Source organism: Pelagerythrobacter aerophilus (assembly GCF_003581645.1).
In the GTDB taxonomy this organism is placed as follows: Bacteria; Pseudomonadota; Alphaproteobacteria; order Sphingomonadales; family Sphingomonadaceae; genus Pelagerythrobacter; species Pelagerythrobacter aerophilus.
Window position 1 is genome coordinate 428,206 of record NZ_QXFK01000019.1, and the last position, 17,115, is coordinate 445,320.

At 67.3% G+C, this 17,115-nt stretch carries 15 protein-coding genes; 3 read left to right on the forward strand and 12 right to left on the reverse strand.

Annotated features, from left to right (window positions below; translation table 11 throughout):
• The first annotated feature begins 106 nt into the window (after positions 1 to 106).
• Entirely contained in the window at positions 107 to 2,647 is a 2,541-nt protein-coding gene (gyrB, locus tag D2V04_RS15845) for a DNA topoisomerase (ATP-hydrolyzing) subunit B (protein ID WP_228766492.1), read from the forward strand.
• Positions 2,648 to 2,653: 6 nt separating this feature from the next.
• On the opposite strand, the gene D2V04_RS15850 is transcribed toward gyrB, so the two are convergent.
• Complete coding sequence (locus D2V04_RS15850; RefSeq protein WP_119514674.1) at positions 2,654 to 3,154, reverse strand: hypothetical protein; 501 nt, start codon at positions 3,152 to 3,154, stop codon at positions 2,654 to 2,656.
• A gap of 188 nt (positions 3,155 to 3,342) precedes the next feature.
• On the opposite strand from D2V04_RS15850, the gene D2V04_RS15855 reads away from it, so the two are divergent.
• A complete protein-coding gene (locus D2V04_RS15855; RefSeq protein WP_119514675.1) occupies positions 3,343 to 5,079 on the forward strand; it encodes a bifunctional metallophosphatase/5'-nucleotidase in 1,737 nt (578 codons plus the stop codon).
• Positions 5,080 to 5,088: 9 nt separating this feature from the next.
• Here the strand turns inward: D2V04_RS15855 and D2V04_RS15860 are convergent, their stop codons facing one another.
• The 5 genes from D2V04_RS15860 to D2V04_RS15880 all read right to left on the reverse strand — a co-directional run bounded on the left by D2V04_RS15860 (position 5,089) and on the right by D2V04_RS15880 (position 9,610).
• Positions 5,089 to 5,721 (reverse strand): TetR/AcrR family transcriptional regulator, encoded by a 633-nt coding sequence (locus D2V04_RS15860; RefSeq protein ID WP_119514676.1) that lies wholly within the window; start codon positions 5,719 to 5,721, stop codon positions 5,089 to 5,091.
• An 89-nt stretch (positions 5,722 to 5,810) separates the two neighbouring features.
• Entirely contained in the window at positions 5,811 to 6,329 is a 519-nt protein-coding gene (locus D2V04_RS15865; protein ID WP_119514677.1) for a hypothetical protein, read from the reverse strand.
• Between the two features lie 88 nt (positions 6,330 to 6,417).
• On the reverse strand, positions 6,418 to 8,025 hold the full coding sequence (locus D2V04_RS15870; protein WP_119514678.1) for a carboxyl transferase domain-containing protein: 1,608 nt from the start codon (positions 8,023 to 8,025) through the stop codon (positions 6,418 to 6,420).
• Positions 8,022 to 8,447 carry a hypothetical protein gene (locus D2V04_RS15875; protein ID WP_119514679.1) on the reverse strand — a complete coding sequence of 142 codons (426 nt, stop codon included), beginning with the start codon at positions 8,445 to 8,447 and terminating at the stop codon, positions 8,022 to 8,024. Before D2V04_RS15875 ends, D2V04_RS15870 begins: the two co-directional genes overlap by 4 nt.
• Positions 8,444 to 9,610: an isovaleryl-CoA dehydrogenase gene (locus D2V04_RS15880; protein ID WP_119514917.1), complete on the reverse strand. Its 1,167-nt coding sequence runs from the start codon at positions 9,608 to 9,610 to the stop codon at positions 8,444 to 8,446. Before D2V04_RS15880 ends, D2V04_RS15875 begins: the two co-directional genes overlap by 4 nt.
• A 147-nt stretch (positions 9,611 to 9,757) precedes the next feature.
• Between D2V04_RS15880 and D2V04_RS15885 the strand changes: the two genes are divergently transcribed.
• Positions 9,758 to 11,275, forward strand: a complete 1,518-nt coding sequence (locus D2V04_RS15885; protein WP_119514680.1) for a sensor histidine kinase — start codon at positions 9,758 to 9,760, stop codon at positions 11,273 to 11,275.
• A gap of 44 nt (positions 11,276 to 11,319) precedes the next feature.
• On the opposite strand, the gene D2V04_RS15890 is transcribed toward D2V04_RS15885, so the two are convergent.
• The 6 genes from D2V04_RS15890 to D2V04_RS15915 all read right to left on the reverse strand — a co-directional run bounded on the left by D2V04_RS15890 (position 11,320) and on the right by D2V04_RS15915 (position 17,109).
• On the reverse strand, positions 11,320 to 12,750 hold the full coding sequence (locus D2V04_RS15890; protein ID WP_119514681.1) for a sensor histidine kinase: 1,431 nt from the start codon (positions 12,748 to 12,750) through the stop codon (positions 11,320 to 11,322).
• A 2-nt stretch (positions 12,751 to 12,752) separates the two neighbouring features.
• Complete coding sequence (locus tag D2V04_RS15895) at positions 12,753 to 13,487, reverse strand: response regulator (protein ID WP_119514682.1); 735 nt, start codon at positions 13,485 to 13,487, stop codon at positions 12,753 to 12,755.
• Positions 13,488 to 13,535: 48 nt separating this feature from the next.
• Positions 13,536 to 14,231: an EF-hand domain-containing protein gene (locus D2V04_RS15900; protein ID WP_119514683.1), complete on the reverse strand. Its 696-nt coding sequence runs from the start codon at positions 14,229 to 14,231 to the stop codon at positions 13,536 to 13,538.
• Positions 14,232 to 14,432: 201 nt separating this feature from the next.
• Positions 14,433 to 14,828 (reverse strand): cupin domain-containing protein, encoded by a 396-nt coding sequence (locus tag D2V04_RS15905; protein ID WP_119514684.1) that lies wholly within the window; start codon positions 14,826 to 14,828, stop codon positions 14,433 to 14,435.
• On the reverse strand, positions 14,825 to 15,220 hold the full coding sequence (locus D2V04_RS15910) for a VOC family protein (protein WP_119514685.1): 396 nt from the start codon (positions 15,218 to 15,220) through the stop codon (positions 14,825 to 14,827). The genes D2V04_RS15905 and D2V04_RS15910 overlap by 4 nt, the downstream gene beginning before the upstream one ends.
• A gap of 71 nt (positions 15,221 to 15,291) precedes the next feature.
• On the reverse strand, positions 15,292 to 17,109 hold the full coding sequence (locus D2V04_RS15915; RefSeq protein ID WP_119514918.1) for an aminopeptidase P family protein: 1,818 nt from the start codon (positions 17,107 to 17,109) through the stop codon (positions 15,292 to 15,294).
• Between the last annotated feature and the right edge of the window lie 6 nt (positions 17,110 to 17,115).

Here is a 17,115-nt window from a genome sequence, read left to right on the forward strand (position 1 = left end):
GAGCAACGCCGCAGGGCGGCGCGGCGTTCCCCGCCTGCGATTCGCCTGTGGATGGAAAGGGTGTTCTCGCCTTCCGAAACCCGCCCTTCGTGCCTATATGATGTCCATGGACGAGACCCCTGAAAACACCCCGCCCGCAGCGGCGAAGACGAACGGCTACGGCGCGGATTCGATCAAGGTCCTCAAAGGCCTCGATGCGGTGCGCAAGCGGCCGGGCATGTACATCGGCGATACCGACGACGGATCGGGCCTCCACCACATGGTGTTCGAGGTGTCCGACAACGCGATCGACGAGGCCCTGGCGGGCCACTGCGATCTGGTGCTGATCGAACTCAACGCCGACGGCTCGGTCTCGGTCGAGGACAACGGGCGCGGCATTCCGGTCGACATGCACAAGGAAGAAGGCGTGTCGGCGGCCGAAGTCATCATGACCCAGCTTCACGCCGGCGGTAAGTTCGAGAACACCAGCGACGACAATGCCTACAAGGTTTCGGGCGGTCTCCACGGCGTCGGCGTTTCGGTGGTCAATGCGCTGTCCGAATGGCTCGAGCTGACGATCTGGCGTGATGGCCAGGAACACTGGATGCGTTTCGAACACGGCGACGCGGTCTCAGCGCTGAAAGTGGTCGGCGATGCGCCGCCGGTCGCATCGAACGGCGACGAGAACGGCCTGAAGAAAGGCACGCGGGTCACCTTCCTCCCCTCGACCGACACGTTCAAGAACGTGACCGAGTTCGACTTCGAGAAGCTCGAGCACCGCTACCGCGAGCTGGCCTTTCTCAATTCGGGCGTGCGCATCCTGCTGCGCGATCTGCGCCACGAGGAGACGACTGAACATGATCTCTTCTACGAAGGCGGGATCGCCGCATTCGTGAAGTACCTCGACCGGAACAAGCAGGCACTGGTTGCCGAACCGATCTCGGTCTCCGCCGAGAAGGACGGCATAGGGATCGACGTCGCGCTCGAATGGAACGATTCGTACTACGAAAACGTGCTCTGCTTCACCAACAACATCCCGCAGCGCGACGGCGGCACGCACTTGGCTGCGTTCCGCGCCGCGCTGACGCGCACGCTCAACAACTACGCCTCCGCCTCGGGCCTGATGAAGAAGGAAAAGGTCTCGCTAACGGGCGAGGACATGCGCGAAGGGCTGACCGCGATCGTCAGCGTCAAGCTGCCCGACCCGAAGTTCGGTTCGCAGACCAAAGACAAGCTGGTCAGCTCCGAAGTGCGTCAGCCGCTCGAAAGCCTGATGAGCGAGAAGATGACCGAATGGCTGGAGGAAAACCCGGCCGACGCGAAGTCGATCATCCAGAAGGTCGTGGATGCGGCGGCCGCGCGCGAAGCGGCGCGCAGGGCGCGCGAGATGAGCCGCAAGGGCGCCATGAGCGTCGCCAGCCTGCCCGGCAAGCTGGCCGACTGCCAGGAGCGCGATCCGGCCAAGAGCGAACTGTTCCTGGTCGAGGGCGACTCCGCCGGCGGTTCGGCCAAGCAGGGCCGCGACCGCAAGACGCAGGCGATCCTGCCGCTCAAGGGCAAGATTCTCAACGTCGAACGCGCGCGGTTCGACCGGATCATCGGATCGAAGGAAGTCGGCACGCTGATCCAGGCGATGGGCACCGGCATCCGCGACGACTTCAATCTCGAGAAGCTGCGCTATCACAAGATCGTGATCATGACCGACGCCGACGTCGACGGCGCTCATATCCGCACGCTGCTGCTGACCTTCTTCCACCGGCAGATGCCCGAGATCATCAAGGCCGGGCACCTTTTCATCGCCCAACCGCCGCTCTACAAGGTGAGCAAGGGGCGCAGCGAGGTCTATCTGAAGGACCAGGCCGCCCTCGACCGCTACCTCGTCGACGCCGGACTGCAGGGCCGGATGCTCGAAACGGTAGGCGGTACGCGCGGCGGCGCCGACTTGCGCAATCTCGTCGAGCATGGCCTGCGCATCCGCAACCTGATGGCCTTCATCCCGCGCAAGTACGATGCCGCGATCGTCGAGCAGATGGCGCTCTCTGGCGTGTTCGACCCTGCGCTGGACAGCGGAACGCGGCGGCAGGCGCTCGCCCTCGCCGCCGAGCGGCTCGGCATGTCCGATCCGGAAGCGGAATGGAGCGCGGAACTGCGCGCCGACGGCAGCGTGCGGTTCGAGCGGCTGTGGCGCGGGGTGACCGACGTTCACGATATCGAGGCGGCCTTCCTCGCCAGCGCGGAAGCGCGCAAGCTGCACAGTCTCGCGAGCGAGAATGCCGACGTCTATGCCCGGCCCACGCGGCTGGCGCGTCTCGGGGCGGAAAGCGACGCGGCCGAGGAAGAGGAGAGCGGTGAAGGCGACAACGAGGAGACGGAAGTCGTCGTTTCGCCGGACGCGGCGATCACGCGGCCGACCGAGCTGCTCGACGCGGTGCTCGCCGCCGGACGCAAGGGGCTCTCGGTCCAGCGCTACAAGGGGCTGGGCGAGATGAATGCCGAGCAGTTGTGGGAGACCACGCTCGATCCGGAGAACCGCGCGCTGCTGCAGGTCAAGGTCGAGGACGCCGACGTGACGGACGAAATCTTCACCCGCCTGATGGGCGACATCGTCGAACCGCGCCGTGAGTTCATCCAGGACAACGCCCTGAACGTCGCCAACCTCGATATCTGATCGGAGCTATTCCGCGGCGGACGGCGCGAGCCGGTAGGTACGGTCGGGCGTGACGTCGTCGAACGGAACGTTCTCGTTCTGCATGCGATAGAGCGCGCCGTCGGCGACGAGCACGATCGGCTGGCGTACGACGCCTTGGAGACGCAGGCGCTTGCCGTCGGGCAGCCATTCCCAGGTGCCGGTCTGCGTGCGGCCCCCTTCGACCAACGTGAAGTTGCCATCGTTCGCGATCAACAGGCTGTCGGCCGTGCCATCGGGATTCGGCCGGGTATAGGCGGCAGTCTGTTGCAGCGCCTTGCTCCCATCCGCCGCCACGCGCGGCAGCGAGGGATCGCGCGGACCGTCCGGCTGCGGGCGGCCCCGCGCCGTCTGCTCCGCCGTAGCGCCGCCACCGTTGACACGCGCAGCGAAGTCCTCCGCATTCTCGCCCTTCGGTTGCTCGCCACAGGCGGCCAGTGCGAGCGGGGCGGCAAGGATGAAGGCGATCGCGGCATGGTTGCAGTACATTGCATCGGCTCCTGTCGATTCGTGCTGCGAGCCGGTTACGACGGTTAGATGACAGATTTCGGAAAAGCGCCCCGCCCCCTGCGTGTCGTCTCGCACGATTTCGAGTTGAGTCTCGTGCCCGCCCCCGCCACGGAGACGGCGACGTGTCTGTCATCTGCCGGACATCCGCTTCAGCCAAGGGCCGAGCCATGAATCTTCGCAACCTCCTCCCTCTTGCCGCGGCCGCCGCGCTCGGCGCCTGCGTCAGCGTGCCCCAGGTGCCCCGCGCTCCGGTAGCGCCGGTGACGGTGAAGATCGTCGGGCTCAACGATTTCCATGGCAACCTGGAGCCGCTTTCTCGCCCGATCGGCGTGACCGACGAGGCTGGCAAGCAGCACGAAGTCGCGGCCGGCGGCGCGGCCTATCTCGCCTCGGCCATCGCGCAATATCGCAGGGGCGGTGATCATTCGCTGGTCATTGCCGCGGGCGACCTTATCGGTGGCAGCCCGCTTGTCTCCTCGCTGTTCCTCGACGAACCAGCGATCGGCGCAATGAACCGCATGGGGCTCGACTTCAACGCGGTCGGCAATCACGAGTTCGACCGCGGCTGGCGTGAACTCCGGCGCATGCAGGATGGCGGCTGCGAGAAGCATGGCCTGCGCGATCCCTGCGCGGTCGAGCCGGACTTCGGCGGCGCCGATTTCTCCTTCCTCGCCGCCAATGTGCTCACCGAGGGCGGCGAGACGCTGTTCCCCGGCTATGCCATTCGCCGCTTCGGCACTGGCGCGCGCGAAGTCGCCGTCGGCGTGATCGGCCTGACGCTCAAGGAAACGCCGACGCTCGTCACTCCCGGCGGTGTGGCGGGCCTCACCTTCGGCGACGAGGCCGAAGCGATCAACGCGCTTGTGCCCGAGATCGAGCGGCAGGGCGCCGACGCGATCGTGGTTGCGATCCATCAGGGGCTCCAGCCCGAACCCGGTACGCCGTTCTCCGGCTGCGGCGCGATCGCCGGGCCGCTGCGTGCAATCCTAGAGCGGCTCGACCCTCGCGTGGATCTGGTGATTTCCGGTCACACGCACCGGACTTACGTCTGCGACTTTGCCACCGTCGATCCTGCACGCGCATTCACCGTCAGCAGCGCGGGATACGGCGGTACGCTGCTGACCGACATCACGCTGACCATCGATCCGGCAGCGGGCGGGGTAACCGAAACCACCGCGCGCAATGTGGTGGTCCAGAACGCCGCCCTCGACGGCGTGGCACCCGATCCCTCGTTCGAAGTGTTCCAGCCGGACCCCGAACTTGCCGCATACGTCACGCGCTATGCGCAGGCTGCGCAGCAGGCCGAGATGCGCCCGGTCGGCCGGATCTCCGGCCCCGCCCCGGATCCCGGCCCGGCGACGGAGGAGACAGCTCTCGGCAACCTGATCGCCGACGCGCAGCTCTTCGCCACGCGCGATGCGGGTGCGCAGATAGCGCTGATGAACAATTCCGGCGTGCGCGCGCCGATCGTGCCGGCTGAGGACGGGACGGTGACATTCGGCGACATCTATGCCGCACAGCCGTTCGGCAACGCGCTCGTGACCAAGACCTACACCGGCGCGCAGCTTCTCGCGCTGCTCGAACAGCAGTTCGACGAGGACGGCTTCGTCCAGACCTTCTCGGTCTCCGAAGGTTTCGCCTTCTCCTACGACTTGGGTCGCCCGACAGGGAGCCGCGTGGTCTCGGCGACATTGGAAGGCGAGCCGATCGATCCTGCCGCAAGCTACCGCGTGACGATGAACAGCTTTCTCGCCGCCGGTGGCGACACCTTCACCGTGTTCGCCGAGGGAACCGATGCGGTGACAGGCCCGAACGATCTCGACGCGATGGAGGAATACCTCGGAGCTGCGGAAATGCGGCAACTCCCCCCGACGGGACGAGTCACCGACGTCACGCAGCGCTGAGCGGAGAAATCAGGCGATCCGCAGGCCCGCAACGGGAGCGGCGCCGCGCGCTTTGCCCGACAGACCGTCGAACAGCGTGTCGATGATCGTCGCGAGCTTGCCTTCCTCGAGCTTGTCCTCGACCAGGATCGTCAGCATCTGCGGCAGAGTGTAGCAGACCACCATCTGATTTATCAGCGAAAGCACCTGGTTGATCCCGAGGCCGGCGAAGTATCCCTCTTCCTGGGCCTGGGCGATCAACTCGGCGAGATAGTGATCGGCCAGGTCGATATAGCCGCTCACGTTCTCGAAATTGTCGCTCCCGACCTCGCAATAGACGGCAAAGGCGGCCGGGTCCTTGCGGAAACGCGCGCGCTGGCGAACGAAGCGGCGGGCGAAGAATTCATAGAACTTGCGGCGGATCGGCAGATCGGAGGCAACGACTTCCTCCATGATCGCGATGTCCGGCGCGTACCACTTCTCCAAGATCGCATCGAACAGTGCGTCTTCGCTGCCGAAGATCGCATCGACCCGTGCGCGCGGCATGCGCGCTTCCTTGGCGAGCGTGGTGCGCGTGATGTTCTCGCCCGTGCGCTCGATCACGCGCATCGCGAGGGTGACGAGTCGGTCGCGTTCGCTGTCCGCATCGCTGGGCGAGGTCATGGGCAAAGATCCGTCCGCTAGATTTTTCGCAATCTAGGGACGGCTCTTCGCCGGTTAAAGCCCGTGCGGCGCGAATTTCACGTAGGCCGCTACTCGCTCGGACGGTCGGCCTGATTTCCGTCCGCCTGATTTCCGTCGGTCGGCGTCGGATGGCTGCGGCGCCAGGTCGTCTCCTCGGAGCGCTCGCCGGCAAGCGGCGCGCTCTCTTCCGGGAGGCGATAAAGCACGCCCTCGGCCACGGCGAAGGCATTGGTCTCGCCATCGCGGGTGATCAGGATGCGGCTGTTGTCCTCGCCCCAGGTGAACTCGCCAGTGTCCTCCGTGCCGTCGGGCGCGATCCAGGTGTACGTGCCGTCGTCGCCGAGCGTGATCCGGTCGATCTGGCCGTCCCTGTTGTGCAACTCGTAGGTGCCTGCGTACTGGACCGTACTGCGCGCATCGAGCGGCACTTCGGGATATTCGACGTCCACTTTGGGCAAAGTCACGTCAACCGGTGCCTCGACATCGTCTGTTTCGACCACGCGGTCGTCGACTTCGGTGGTGTCGCCGCACGCGGCGAGCGCCAGAGCGAGGGGGATAGCCAGAGCGAGGCGGGCAGGCGTGTTCATGGTTCTCTCCTCCGTAAGCTTCGCCCGTTCAATGCGCGAACCCCGGGCGGGGTTTCGAGAAAGTCCGCAGGCCGGGCGCCGTGGTTCTTTACATCCGGAACACGCCGAACGTGGGCCGTTCGGGTATCGGTGCCTCGAGCGCCGCGGCGAAAGCGAGGCCGAGGACGTCGCGCGTCTGAACCGGATCGATCACGCCGTCGTCCCACAGCCGCGCGGTGGCGTAGTAGGGGTTGCCCTCGTCCTCATACTTCTGGCGGATCGGGACCTTGAACGCCTCGGCCTGTTCCGCGCTCCAGCTATCCGCGTCGCGGTGGACGGTGGCGAGCACGCTCGCGGCCTGCTCCCCACCCATCACGCTGATGCGCGCGTTGGGCCAAGTGAAAAGGAAGCGCGGCTGGTAGGCGCGGCCGCACATGCCGTAGTTGCCGGCGCCGAAGCTGCCGCCGATCACCACGGTGATCTTGGGCACCGTCGCGGTGGCGACGGCGGTGACAAGCTTCGCCCCGTGCTTGGCGATCCCTTCCGCCTCGTACTTGCCGCCGACCATGAAGCCGGAAATGTTCTGCAGGAACAGCAGCGGAATGCGCCGCTGGCAGGCGAGCTCGATGAAATGCGCGCCCTTCTGCGCGCTTTCGGAAAACAGCACGCCGTTATTGGCGAGGATCGCCACCGGCATGCCCCAGATATGCGCGAAGCCGCACACGAGCGTGGAGCCGTAATGCTGCTTGAACTCGTGGAACTCGCTGCCGTCGACGATCCGCCCGATTACCTCATGCACGTCATAGGGCGCGCGCACGTCCTCGGGCACGAGCGCGTAGAGGTCTTCCGCGTCGAACTTCGGCGGACGTGGCTCGCGCAGCTGCACGCTCTCGGCGCTCTTCGGGTTCTCGCCGAGATGGCTGACGATATCGCGCACGATCGTCAGTGCGTGCTCGTCGTTCTCGGCGAGGTGATCGACCACGCCGGATTTCTTAGCATGGAGGTCGCCGCCGCCGAGATCCTCGGCGCTGATCTCCTCGCCCGTCGCCGCCTTCACCAGCGGCGGGCCGGCAAGGAAGATCGTGCCCTGATTGCGGACGATGACCGTCTCGTCGCTCATGGCCGGCACATAGGCGCCGCCCGCGGTGCACGAGCCCATGACGCAGGCGATCTGCGGGATGCCGAGCGCGCTCATGTTCGCCTGGTTGAAGAAGATCCGGCCGAAGTGGTCACGGTCGGGGAACACCTCTGCCTGATAGGGCAAGTTCGCCCCGCCGCTGTCGACCAGATAGATGCAGGGCAGGCGGTTCTCCTGCGCAATCTCCTGCGCGCGCAGGTGCTTCTTGACCGTCATCGGGTAGTAGCTGCCACCCTTCACGGTCGGATCGTTGCAGGCGATCATCACCTGCCGTCCGGAAACGCGCCCGACGCCGGCGATCATCGAGGCACCGTTGACGTCACCCTCGTACATCCCGTTCGCCGCAAGCTGGCCGACCTCGAGGAATGGCGAGCCCGGATCGAGCAGGCGTTCGACCCGCTCGCGCGGCAGCAGCTTGCCGCGACTGACATGCCGCTCCCGGTGCTTCTCGGGCCCGCCCAGCGCCGCCTCCGCCACGCGGGCGCGCAGCTCGTCCGCCAGCGCCTTGTTGTGCGCAAAGCGGGCCTTGGCCTCGGGACTCTCGCGATCGAGCTTGGTGGTAAGAACGGGTGCGGTCATGGGGTATCCGAATGGCGTTGCGACGAGCGCTTCTGGCGTATCGCAAGGTAAAAGACAAAGGCGGCGAAGGCGCTCTGCAGCGCGAGACCGGGCAGCAGCTCGGTGTAGCCGGCGACGAAGGCCGTCCAGGCATTCACCAGCACGTCAGACGCCATGATCAGGCAGCCGAGGACCAGGGCCGGCGCGGGCCGCCACCAGATCAGCAGGGCCGCGATCGGGTCCAGGAACAATAGGCTGGTCCAGTAGGCATTGAAGCCCAGCGGCATGAACTCGTACGGCAGCCAACCGTAAGTGACGACGTCAGCGGCATGGCTCGCCGCGCCGAGCAGGAAGCCGACGGTCCAGATCAGCATCGCGATCTGCGGGATCGGCTTCCGTTCGGCGCCGAACCGTTCCTCCCTGGCCGGAGACGGGTTGCTCACCCGGCGGCCCCGATGAGCTCGCGGCCGATCAGCATGCGGCGGATCTCATTCGTTCCCGCACCGATGTCGAGCAGCTTGGCGTCGCGCAGGTAACGCTCGACCGGCCAGTCCTTGGTGTAGCCCGCGCCGCCCAGCGCCTGCACCGCCTCGCCGGCGACGCGGAAAGCGTTCTCGCTGGCGAGCAGGATCGCGCCCGCGGCGTCGAAGCGCGTGGTCTGGCCCGCGTCGCAGCTCTTCGCCACGGCATAGGTGTACGCGCGTGCCGACTGCAGCGCGACGTACATGTCGGCGACTTTGGCCTGGATGAGCTGGAACGCCCCGATCGGCTTACCGAACTGCTTGCGCTCGCGGACGTAGGGAATCACGCAGTCCAGGCAGGCCTGCATGATGCCGAGCTGGAGGCCCGCGAGCACCACGCGCTCGTAGTCGAGTCCGCTCATAAGCACGCCGACGCCGCCGTGCAGCGGGCCCATCACGTTCTCCTCGGGAACGAAGCAATCGTCGAACACCAGCTCGGCCGTCGGGCTGCCGCGCATCCCCATTTTGTCGATCTTCTGCCCGATCGCGAAGCCGGGCATGTCCTTCTCGATGATGAAGGCGGTGATCCCCCGGCTGCCGCCCTCGGGATCGGTCTTGGCATAGACCACCAGCGTGTCCGCATGGGTCGCGTTGGTGATCCAGAACTTGGTGCCGTTGAGCCGGAAGCCGCCCTCGACGGCGTCGGCCTTGAGCTTCATCGAGACGACGTCGGAGCCGGCCTGCGCCTCGCTCATCGCCAGAGAGCCGACGTGTTCGCCCGAGATAAGCTTCGGCAGATACTTCGTCTTCTGCTCGTCGCTGCCCCAGCGGCGAATTTGGTTGATGCAGAGGTTGGAATGCGCACCGTAGGAGAGGCCGATCGAGGCCGAGGCGCGGCTGACTTCCTCGACCGCAATCACGTGTTCGAGATAGCCGAGCCCGAGCCCGCCGAACTCCTCCTCCACCGTGATCCCGTGCAGCCCGAGCGCGCCCATCGCGGGCCACAGCTCGCGCGGGAACCAGTCCTCGCGGTCGGCCTTCTCGGCCAGCGGAGCGATCTGCTCGTCGGCGAAGCGGCTCGCGCTTTCGCGGATCATTTCCGCGGTTTCGCCGAGCTGGAAATCGAAGTCTGGGGTGGCGCGCATGAGAACTCCTGTTTGCGGCCACGGCGCATAGCCGAGCGCGCGAATGGCGGCAAACATGCGCGCCAGGCGAAACACGCAGATGTTAAGCCCCATCGCAAAAGTATCTGGGATTCCGGCCATTTTTTACTATCGTGCCCGAGGATCGAAATGCAACCGAACGACTCGACTCTCTGGCCGCATCGCGCGGCGCCCGCCCCGGCGTTCTGCGGGGACGGCCAGCGCGCAAAGGTGCTCGCCGCGCATGGCTTCAACTCGCTGCGCGACGACCCCGAACTGGCGGAGATCGCCCGGTTCGCCGCGCAACTGTGCGACGCGCCGGTTGCGTTGGTCACTCTGGTCGAGGCCGAGCGGCAACGGTTCCTCGCGCGCACCGGCGTCGACATCGACGAGACGCCGCGTTCGACCAGCCTCTGCGCCCATGCGATGATGGGGGGCGGGCTGCTCGTCGTGCCCGACGCGACCCAAGACCCGCGCTTCGCCGATTTCGAACTGGTGACCGGCGAGTTCGGGCTGCGCTTCTACGCCGGCGCGCCGCTCGCCTCGGCCGAAGGTGCGCCGATCGGCGCGCTGTGCGTGATCGATACCGCGCCGCGGCCGGACGGACTGACCGACCTGCAGCGGCACGGGCTCACGGTGCTGGCGCAGACGGTCAAGCGCCGCATCCAGGCGCGCCGCGAATCGCGCGAGAGCGAGGCGGAGCATGCCCGGCGCAATGCCCAGTTCCGGACGCTCGGGGACTGGCTGCCAGACATCATATGGTCGTCCGACGGCGAGGGCCGGTTCGATTACTTCAGCGGCCGGTGGGAGAAGGTGACCGGGCGCAAACCTCCGCGCGATATCGAAGGCTGGCAGCCGTTCATCCATCCGGACGATTGGGATGCGACCTATGCCGGCTGGACCGATTGTTCGGCACGCGGCGATACTTACGAGGCCGAATACCGCCTTTCCCAGACCGACGGCGGCTGGCGCTGGACGATGGCGCGCGCGCTCCCGGTCAAGAACGAGAGCGGCGCGGTCATGCGGTGGTTCGGCACGCTCACCGATATCGACGAGAAGCGGCGTCAGGCCGACAGCAGCGGGGCTGTCGCGCATGAGATGGTGCACCGGATCAAGAACATATTCGCGCTGATCTCCGGCCTGGTCTCGGTCCGCACGCGGGGTCACGAGGAGCTGCGCGACTTCGGTGAGAACCTCGTCGGCACGATCGCCGCCTTGGCCAAGGCACAGGATTTCGTCCGGGTTTCGGGCGCTGAAGGGTCGGGCGACCTGCGCGGGCTGGTCCAGGGGCTGCTCGATCCGTTCTCCGGCGAAGACTCGGCGCATATCTCGGTAGAGGGGGACACGGCCCCGATCGGCTCGCGATCGGCCACGCCGCTCGCGCTGGTGCTGCACGAACTGGCGACCAATTCGGTCAAGTACGGCGCACTGTCGGTGGAGACCGGGCGCGTCGCCATCACGCTGCAGGCCGAGGACGAGGACATGGTGGTCCACTGGGTCGAAGCCGGGGGGCCCGAGCCAGTGGTGGTGAACGAAGGGCGCGGGTTCGGCACGCGGCTGATCGACATGAGCGTGACCGCGCAGCTCGACGGCAAGGTCGAGCGTGACTGGCGCAAGGAAGGCCTTGCCGTCACGCTGCGCCTCTCGCGCGAGAAGCTCGCCAACTGATCCCGGGTCCCGGGCCGCAGCGGCCCAGCCCGGCGGATCGAACCCTAGGCGGCGTCCTTCCGGTCCGCACCCGGCATCGTACCGGCAGCGAGCGGTAGCCGGATTTCGGCTCGCAACCCGCCGGCCGCACGGTTGGCGAGGGCGAGCTCACCGCCATGCTGTTCGGCGATCGCGCGGGCGAGCGTGAGGCCCAGGCCCGCGCCGCCGGTCTCCCGGTTGCGCGATGCCTCGCCGCGAGTGAAAGGCTCGGTCATCTCCGCAATGCGTCCTTCGGGAATCCCAGGTCCCTTGTCGTCGACCCGCAGAATCGCCCGGTCGCCTTCGCGCAGCAGCGCGACTTCGGCTCCACCGGCATAGCGCACCGCGTTGGCAATCAGATTGCGCAGGGCGCGGCGCAGCCAGGTGATGTGCACCGGCAGGGCCATGCGCGTCGTCTGGCCGAGCGTGACCGGATCGCCCATGTCCTCGAACTCCTCGACCACGGCGGCGGCCAGGGCGGCGAGATCGACGCGCTCGGGCGGCTCGCTCGCGCGGCCGACGCGGGCGAGCGAGAGAATGTCGTCGAGCGAGCGGGTGATATCCTCGATCGTGGCGGCCATCTTGGCGCGCTCGCCTTCGTCCTCGACCGATTCGATCCGCACGCGCAGCGCCGAGAGCGGAGTCTTGAGATCGTGTCCGATCGCGCCGAGCATGACGTCCTTCTCGTCGAGCAACGCCGCGATGCGCGCCTCCATCGCGTTATGCGCGGCGATCAGGCGCCGCACGTCGTGCGGCCCGTCCGGGGTGAGCTGCCCGTCCGGGCTTTGCGTGCGCGCGAACGCCTCGGTCCGCTCGGTCAGCGCGGCGAGCGGACGTGTGATCCGCCGCAACAGCAGGAAATGCAGGCCGACCAGCAGAATGTAGATCACCAGCGTCTGTAGCAGGATCGATCCGATCACCCCCCGCTGGCGCGGAGGAATGGGAACCCGCGCGATCATCCACCCCTCGCCATCGCTCCGCTTAAGTGCGGCGACAAGTACCCGTCGCGGCTCGCCGTCACCGGCCACCAGCCGCCTGTACAGACGAGGGCGATCGAGGATGTAGGGGTCGCGCGCTATCGGCCGCTCGACCACGATCAGTTCGGCCACGGCCATGCCCTGATCCTCGACCACCGCGCGCAGCGCCTCGGCACGTTCGGGGTCGATCTCGTCGCCTGGCAGTGGCGCGAAGCTGTCGGTCCGCGCGATCCGCAGCGGACGCGTGAAGCGGTCGATCAGATGCCGGCGACGTCCCTCTCCCCGCCATCGTCCGTCGCCCTCGCTGCGCGGCTCTCCGCGCACGATGAAGGCGAACGCCGCGGCGTTGAGGACCGAAGCCTCGCGCCGCGCTTCGGCGGCCTGCCACAGGAGCGCGGCGGAGATCGCCTGCGCAATCAGCAGCACGGCCGCGACCGCCAGCAGCATCTGGCCGAGGAGGCTTCGGGGCCACAAGCGCATGGTCAGCGAGGTTCCGGCGCGGCGCGGCGCACGTCGGCGGCGAAGCGGTAGCCGCCGCCGCGCACGGTCTGGATGAAATGCGGGCTGCGGCTGTCTTCCTCGATCTTGCGGCGCAGGCGGCTGACCTGGTTGTCGACCGCCCGGTCGAACAGATGCGCCTCGCGCCCCTGGACCATGTCGAGCAGCTTGTCGCGGTCGAGCACCTGTCGCGCGTGGTCGAGGAAGGCGCGCAGCAGACGGAACTCTGCGGTCGAGATCGGCACGATGGCGCCTTCGGGATCGGTCAGCTTGCGCTTGAGCGGGTCGAGCCGCCAGCCTTCGAACAGGTAGTGCGCGTCGCTCTCGGCCGGCGCGGCGGCACGCCCCGCCCGGCGCAGGACCGAGCGGATGCGGGCGACCAGTTCGCGCGGCTCGAACGGCTTCACGACGTAGTCGTCCGCCCCGATCTCCAGCCCGATGATGCGGTCCATCGCCTCGCCTTTCGCGGTCAGGAAAATCACCGGCAGATCGCGCGATTCGACCAGATGGCGGCAGAGCGACAGGCCGTCCTCGCCCGGCATCATGATGTCGAGCAGCACGAGATCGGGGACCTCGTCGAGCAGCGCGCTGCGCGCCGCCGCGGCGCTGGGTGCCTGCCGCACGACGAACCCCTGGCGGGCCAGATACTCCGCCAGGGGTTCGCGCAGGCTGGCCTCGTCGTCGACCAGCAGCAGGCGTGTGGGCGCGGTTTCGTCCATTGTCTCCCGCCTAGGCCTTCGGCCTGCCGGCGATCAAGCGAGCTGCGTTCAGCCGCTCTGACGCGCGGCGCGGCGTTCCTTCATCCGCTCGCGCATGGCTTCACGGGCGGCCTGGCGTTCGGCTGCGGTGATCGTGCCGTCGCCATCGGCATCCGAGCGGGCGAAACGCCGTTCGAGCGCCGCGTCGAATTCGGCGCGCGTGATCGCCTTGTCGCCATCGGCGTCGGCCCCGCGCAGCATTGCCATGCCCATCATGCGGCCGCCGCGGCGGCCATGAGACATCCTGCGTTCGCCGCGCGCTTCGCTGCGGGCCTCGCGTGCCGCCTGCATCTCGGCCTGGGATACGCCGCCACTGCCGTCGGTATCGAGCCGGGCGAAGCGCTCGGTGCGGCGCTCTTCGCGCTTTTCGGCGCGCTCTGCACGCCGCTCGGCCATTTTTGCGCGGCGCTCGGCGCGATGCGCGTCCATCTCGGCCTGCGTCACCTCGCCATCGCCGTCGGTATCGAGGCGGGCGAAGCGCTGGGCCTTGCGGGCTTCGCGATCGGCGGCGTCGAGCCTGCCGTCGCCATTGGCGTCGAGCCGGGCGAACATGGTGCCCGCATGCGCGGTCATCTCGGCGCGGGTCACATTGCCGTCGCGGTCCGCGTCGGGGCCGTGGCGACTGCCGCCATGCTGCGCGAGAGCCGCGGCGGCGCCGCCCAGCACGAGCGCGGCTGCGGAAAGGGAAAGGGCGATCTTGTTCATCGTCGAACCTCCGTTCGGGGGAAAGGTTGAACTGCGAGGCCGCCCGGAAGGGGGGAGGTTGAAGGCGGCTCCCGCAGCTCAGAGTGCCTTTCTAGCCCGCGATTGTCGCACGATTATCCCACCGATGGGCCAAAGTGTCGCGGATTGTCGCAATACCCTCGCAGCGTTCAAGAACGCGCAAGGATCGAGACCGCGATGCGGCTAGCGAGGGCGGTGCTCGGTCCCTTCACCCGCGGTGATGAACAGCGCCGCCGCTTCGCCTTCGACATCTGCCGTGTGCCAGGTCCCCGGCGGATTGATCGCGTATTCGCCGACCCCGAGAGTCACCGTCGCAGCCGAGCCGTCGGCATGTTCCTGGTGCAGCGTCAGCGTGCCTTCGAGGCACAGCACGACTTCGTCGCCCGCCGGATGCATCTCCCAGCTATCCCACGGCTCGGTGAAGCGGTGGAAGCTCACCAGCCGCCCTTCCTTCCCGTCGGCGGCATGGCGCGCGACATAGTCGCCGTACCATTCCATGCCGGTGAACTCGGGTTCGCGCACCGCCGCGGCGCCGAGCCCGAGGTGGATCGGGAACCGCTCGATCGACGTCCCGCTCATTGGTCCCGCACCATGCAGAAGGCGTTGAGCTTGTTGCCCTCGCGGTCGCGGAAATAGGCGGCGTAGAACGTATTGCCCTGCGCGTCCGGCTCGCCCCGCGGCCCCGGTGCACCCTCGTCGCTCCCGCCGTTGGCGAGCGCGATCTCGTGCAGCCGCCTCACCTGCTCGGAATCCTTCGCCTGAAGCGCGACCATCGTGCCGTTGCCCACGCTCGCGGCCTTCCCGTCGTAAGGCTTGGTCAGCGCAATGCCCGCGCCACCATCCCATGCGCCCCAGGCGATGAACGTGTCGAAATCCATCATCCGCCCGACGCCCATCTCCTTCGCGATGGCATCGTAGAACCCGGCACTGCTCTGCAGGTCATTCGTTCCCAGCGTTACGTACCCGATCATCGCATCTCTCCCATCAGCGACTCGCGATCGGATGGAACATTACAGGAACATGATCGTGTAGGAAAGACCTTTCAGAGCGGCCGGCAGGCCTCCTCGAGCCAGGCGAGCGCCTCGCCATCGAGCTGCGGCGCGAGGATTTCGCGAGTCTTCGCGTGGTAATCGTTCCACCAGGCGATCTCCTCCTCGGTCAGCAGCGAGCGCTCGACCAGCGTGCGGTCGATCGGCACGAAGGTGAGCGTTTCGAAACCGAGCCACTCACCCTCGCCGCCTGGAATCTCGCGCTTCACGGTCAGGATCAGGTTCTCAATCCGGATGCCGTATTCGCCGCCCTTGTAGTAGCCCGGCTCATTCGAGAGGATCATCCCGGCGTGGAGCTCCTGCCCCGTGCCGGCCTGTCCACCGCTCGCCTTGGCGATGCGCTGCGGCCCCTCGTGCACGCCTAGATAGCTGCCGACGCCGTGACCCGTGCCGTGGCCGTAGTCGACCCCCGCCTGCCACAGGAACTGGCGCGCAAAGGCGTCGAGCTGGCTCCCGTTGGTGCCCTGCGGGAAAGTCGCGCGGTCGATCGCGATATGGCCCTTGAGCACGCGTGTGAAGCGGTCCTTCTGCTCGGCCGTCGGCTCTGCGGAACCGTCGGACGCGGCGATCCAGACCGTGCGGGTGATATCGGTCGTGCCGTCGAGGTACTGCCCGCCCGAGTCGCACAGGAAGACGCTGCCCGGCTCGATCGGCAGGTTCGATTCCTCGTCGACCCGGTAGTGCGGGATCGCGGCGTGCGGCCCGGCGGCGGAGATCGTGTCGAAGCTGTTGTCCTTGAGGGCACCGGTGGCGAGGCGGAATTCCTGCAGCTTGGCCGCGGCCGAAAGCTCGGTCTCGCCGCCCTTGGGCGCCGCGACCGAAAGCCAGTGGAGATACCGCGCGACAGCCGCGCCGTCGCGCTCCTGCGCCCGGCGATGGCCTTCCTGCTCGACCGAGTTCTTGATCGCCTTGGGCAGGATCACGGGATCGCGCTCGGCGACCGGCTTCGCGCCGGCATCCTCGAGCAAGCGGAAGATCGCCGCCACGCCGTAGTCGGGATCGACCGAGACGGTCTTGCCCTTCATGCCCGACAGCGCGCTCTCGAATTCGCTGCGCGCGCGGATCGTCACCGCGTTGCCGAGGTGTTTTTCCAGCTCGGGCGTGACTTTCTCGGGTGCGATGAACAGCTCTGCCGTGCCGTCGTCATGCGCGATGAGGTAGGACAGCGCGACCGGCGTCCGCTCGACGTCTGCCCCGCGAATGTTGAGCAGCCAGGCGATCGAATCGAGCGCCGAGACGACCGCGGCGTCGTAGCCTTCGTCCTTGAGCCAGTCGGCGACTTCGGCGCGCTTCTCCGCGCTCGAACGGCCGGCGTGCTCGTCCGCATGGACCAGTGCGGCAGCCGTCGAAGGCTCGGGCCGGTCGGCCCATACGGCGTCGACGGGATTGCTCTCGACCGCGACCAGCTCGCTGCCCTTCTTGGTCAGCGCCTTGCCGACCTGGTCGGCCCAGCCCTTGGTGTGGAGCCAGGGGTCGAACCCGATCTTCGCGCCTTCGGGCGCGTTGTCGGCGATCCATTTGCCCATCGAGACCTGGGGCACCAGGCAGTAGTCGTAGAGCTTGCCGTCGACCTGCTCGCGCACCTGGATCGTGTAGCGGCCGTCTACGAACATGGCCGCGCGATCCTTCAGCACCACCGCGCTGCCGGCCGAGCCGCCGAAACCGGTCAGCCAGGCGAGGCGCTGGGCATAGCCGCCGATGTACTCGCTCATGTGCTCGTCGGAGATCGGAACGACGAAACCGTCCAGCCCTCGTCGCTTCAGTTCCTCGCGCAGGGCGGAGAGACGGGCTTCGTGGGTTTGCATCAGCATGGTTGC

Coding starts and splice junctions, on each gene's coding strand:
- gyrB (WP_228766492.1), top strand. CDS start 107: ATGGACGAGACCCCTGAAAACACCCCGCCCGCAGCGGCGAAGACGAAC.
- D2V04_RS15850 (WP_119514674.1), bottom strand. CDS start 3,154: ATGTACTGCAACCATGCCGCGATCGCCTTCATCCTTGCCGCCCCGCTC.
- D2V04_RS15855 (WP_119514675.1), top strand. CDS start 3,343: ATGAATCTTCGCAACCTCCTCCCTCTTGCCGCGGCCGCCGCGCTCGGC.
- D2V04_RS15860 (WP_119514676.1), bottom strand. CDS start 5,721: ATGACCTCGCCCAGCGATGCGGACAGCGAACGCGACCGACTCGTCACC.
- D2V04_RS15865 (WP_119514677.1), bottom strand. CDS start 6,329: ATGAACACGCCTGCCCGCCTCGCTCTGGCTATCCCCCTCGCTCTGGCG.
- D2V04_RS15870 (WP_119514678.1), bottom strand. CDS start 8,025: ATGACCGCACCCGTTCTTACCACCAAGCTCGATCGCGAGAGTCCCGAG.
- D2V04_RS15880 (WP_119514917.1), bottom strand. CDS start 9,610: ATGCGCGCCACCCCAGACTTCGATTTCCAGCTCGGCGAAACCGCGGAA.
- D2V04_RS15885 (WP_119514680.1), top strand. CDS start 9,758: ATGCAACCGAACGACTCGACTCTCTGGCCGCATCGCGCGGCGCCCGCC.
- D2V04_RS15890 (WP_119514681.1), bottom strand. CDS start 12,750: ATGCGCTTGTGGCCCCGAAGCCTCCTCGGCCAGATGCTGCTGGCGGTC.
- D2V04_RS15895 (WP_119514682.1), bottom strand. CDS start 13,487: ATGGACGAAACCGCGCCCACACGCCTGCTGCTGGTCGACGACGAGGCC.
- D2V04_RS15900 (WP_119514683.1), bottom strand. CDS start 14,231: ATGAACAAGATCGCCCTTTCCCTTTCCGCAGCCGCGCTCGTGCTGGGC.
- D2V04_RS15905 (WP_119514684.1), bottom strand. CDS start 14,828: ATGAGCGGGACGTCGATCGAGCGGTTCCCGATCCACCTCGGGCTCGGC.
- D2V04_RS15910 (WP_119514685.1), bottom strand. CDS start 15,220: ATGATCGGGTACGTAACGCTGGGAACGAATGACCTGCAGAGCAGTGCC.
- D2V04_RS15915 (WP_119514918.1), bottom strand. CDS start 17,109: ATGCTGATGCAAACCCACGAAGCCCGTCTCTCCGCCCTGCGCGAGGAA.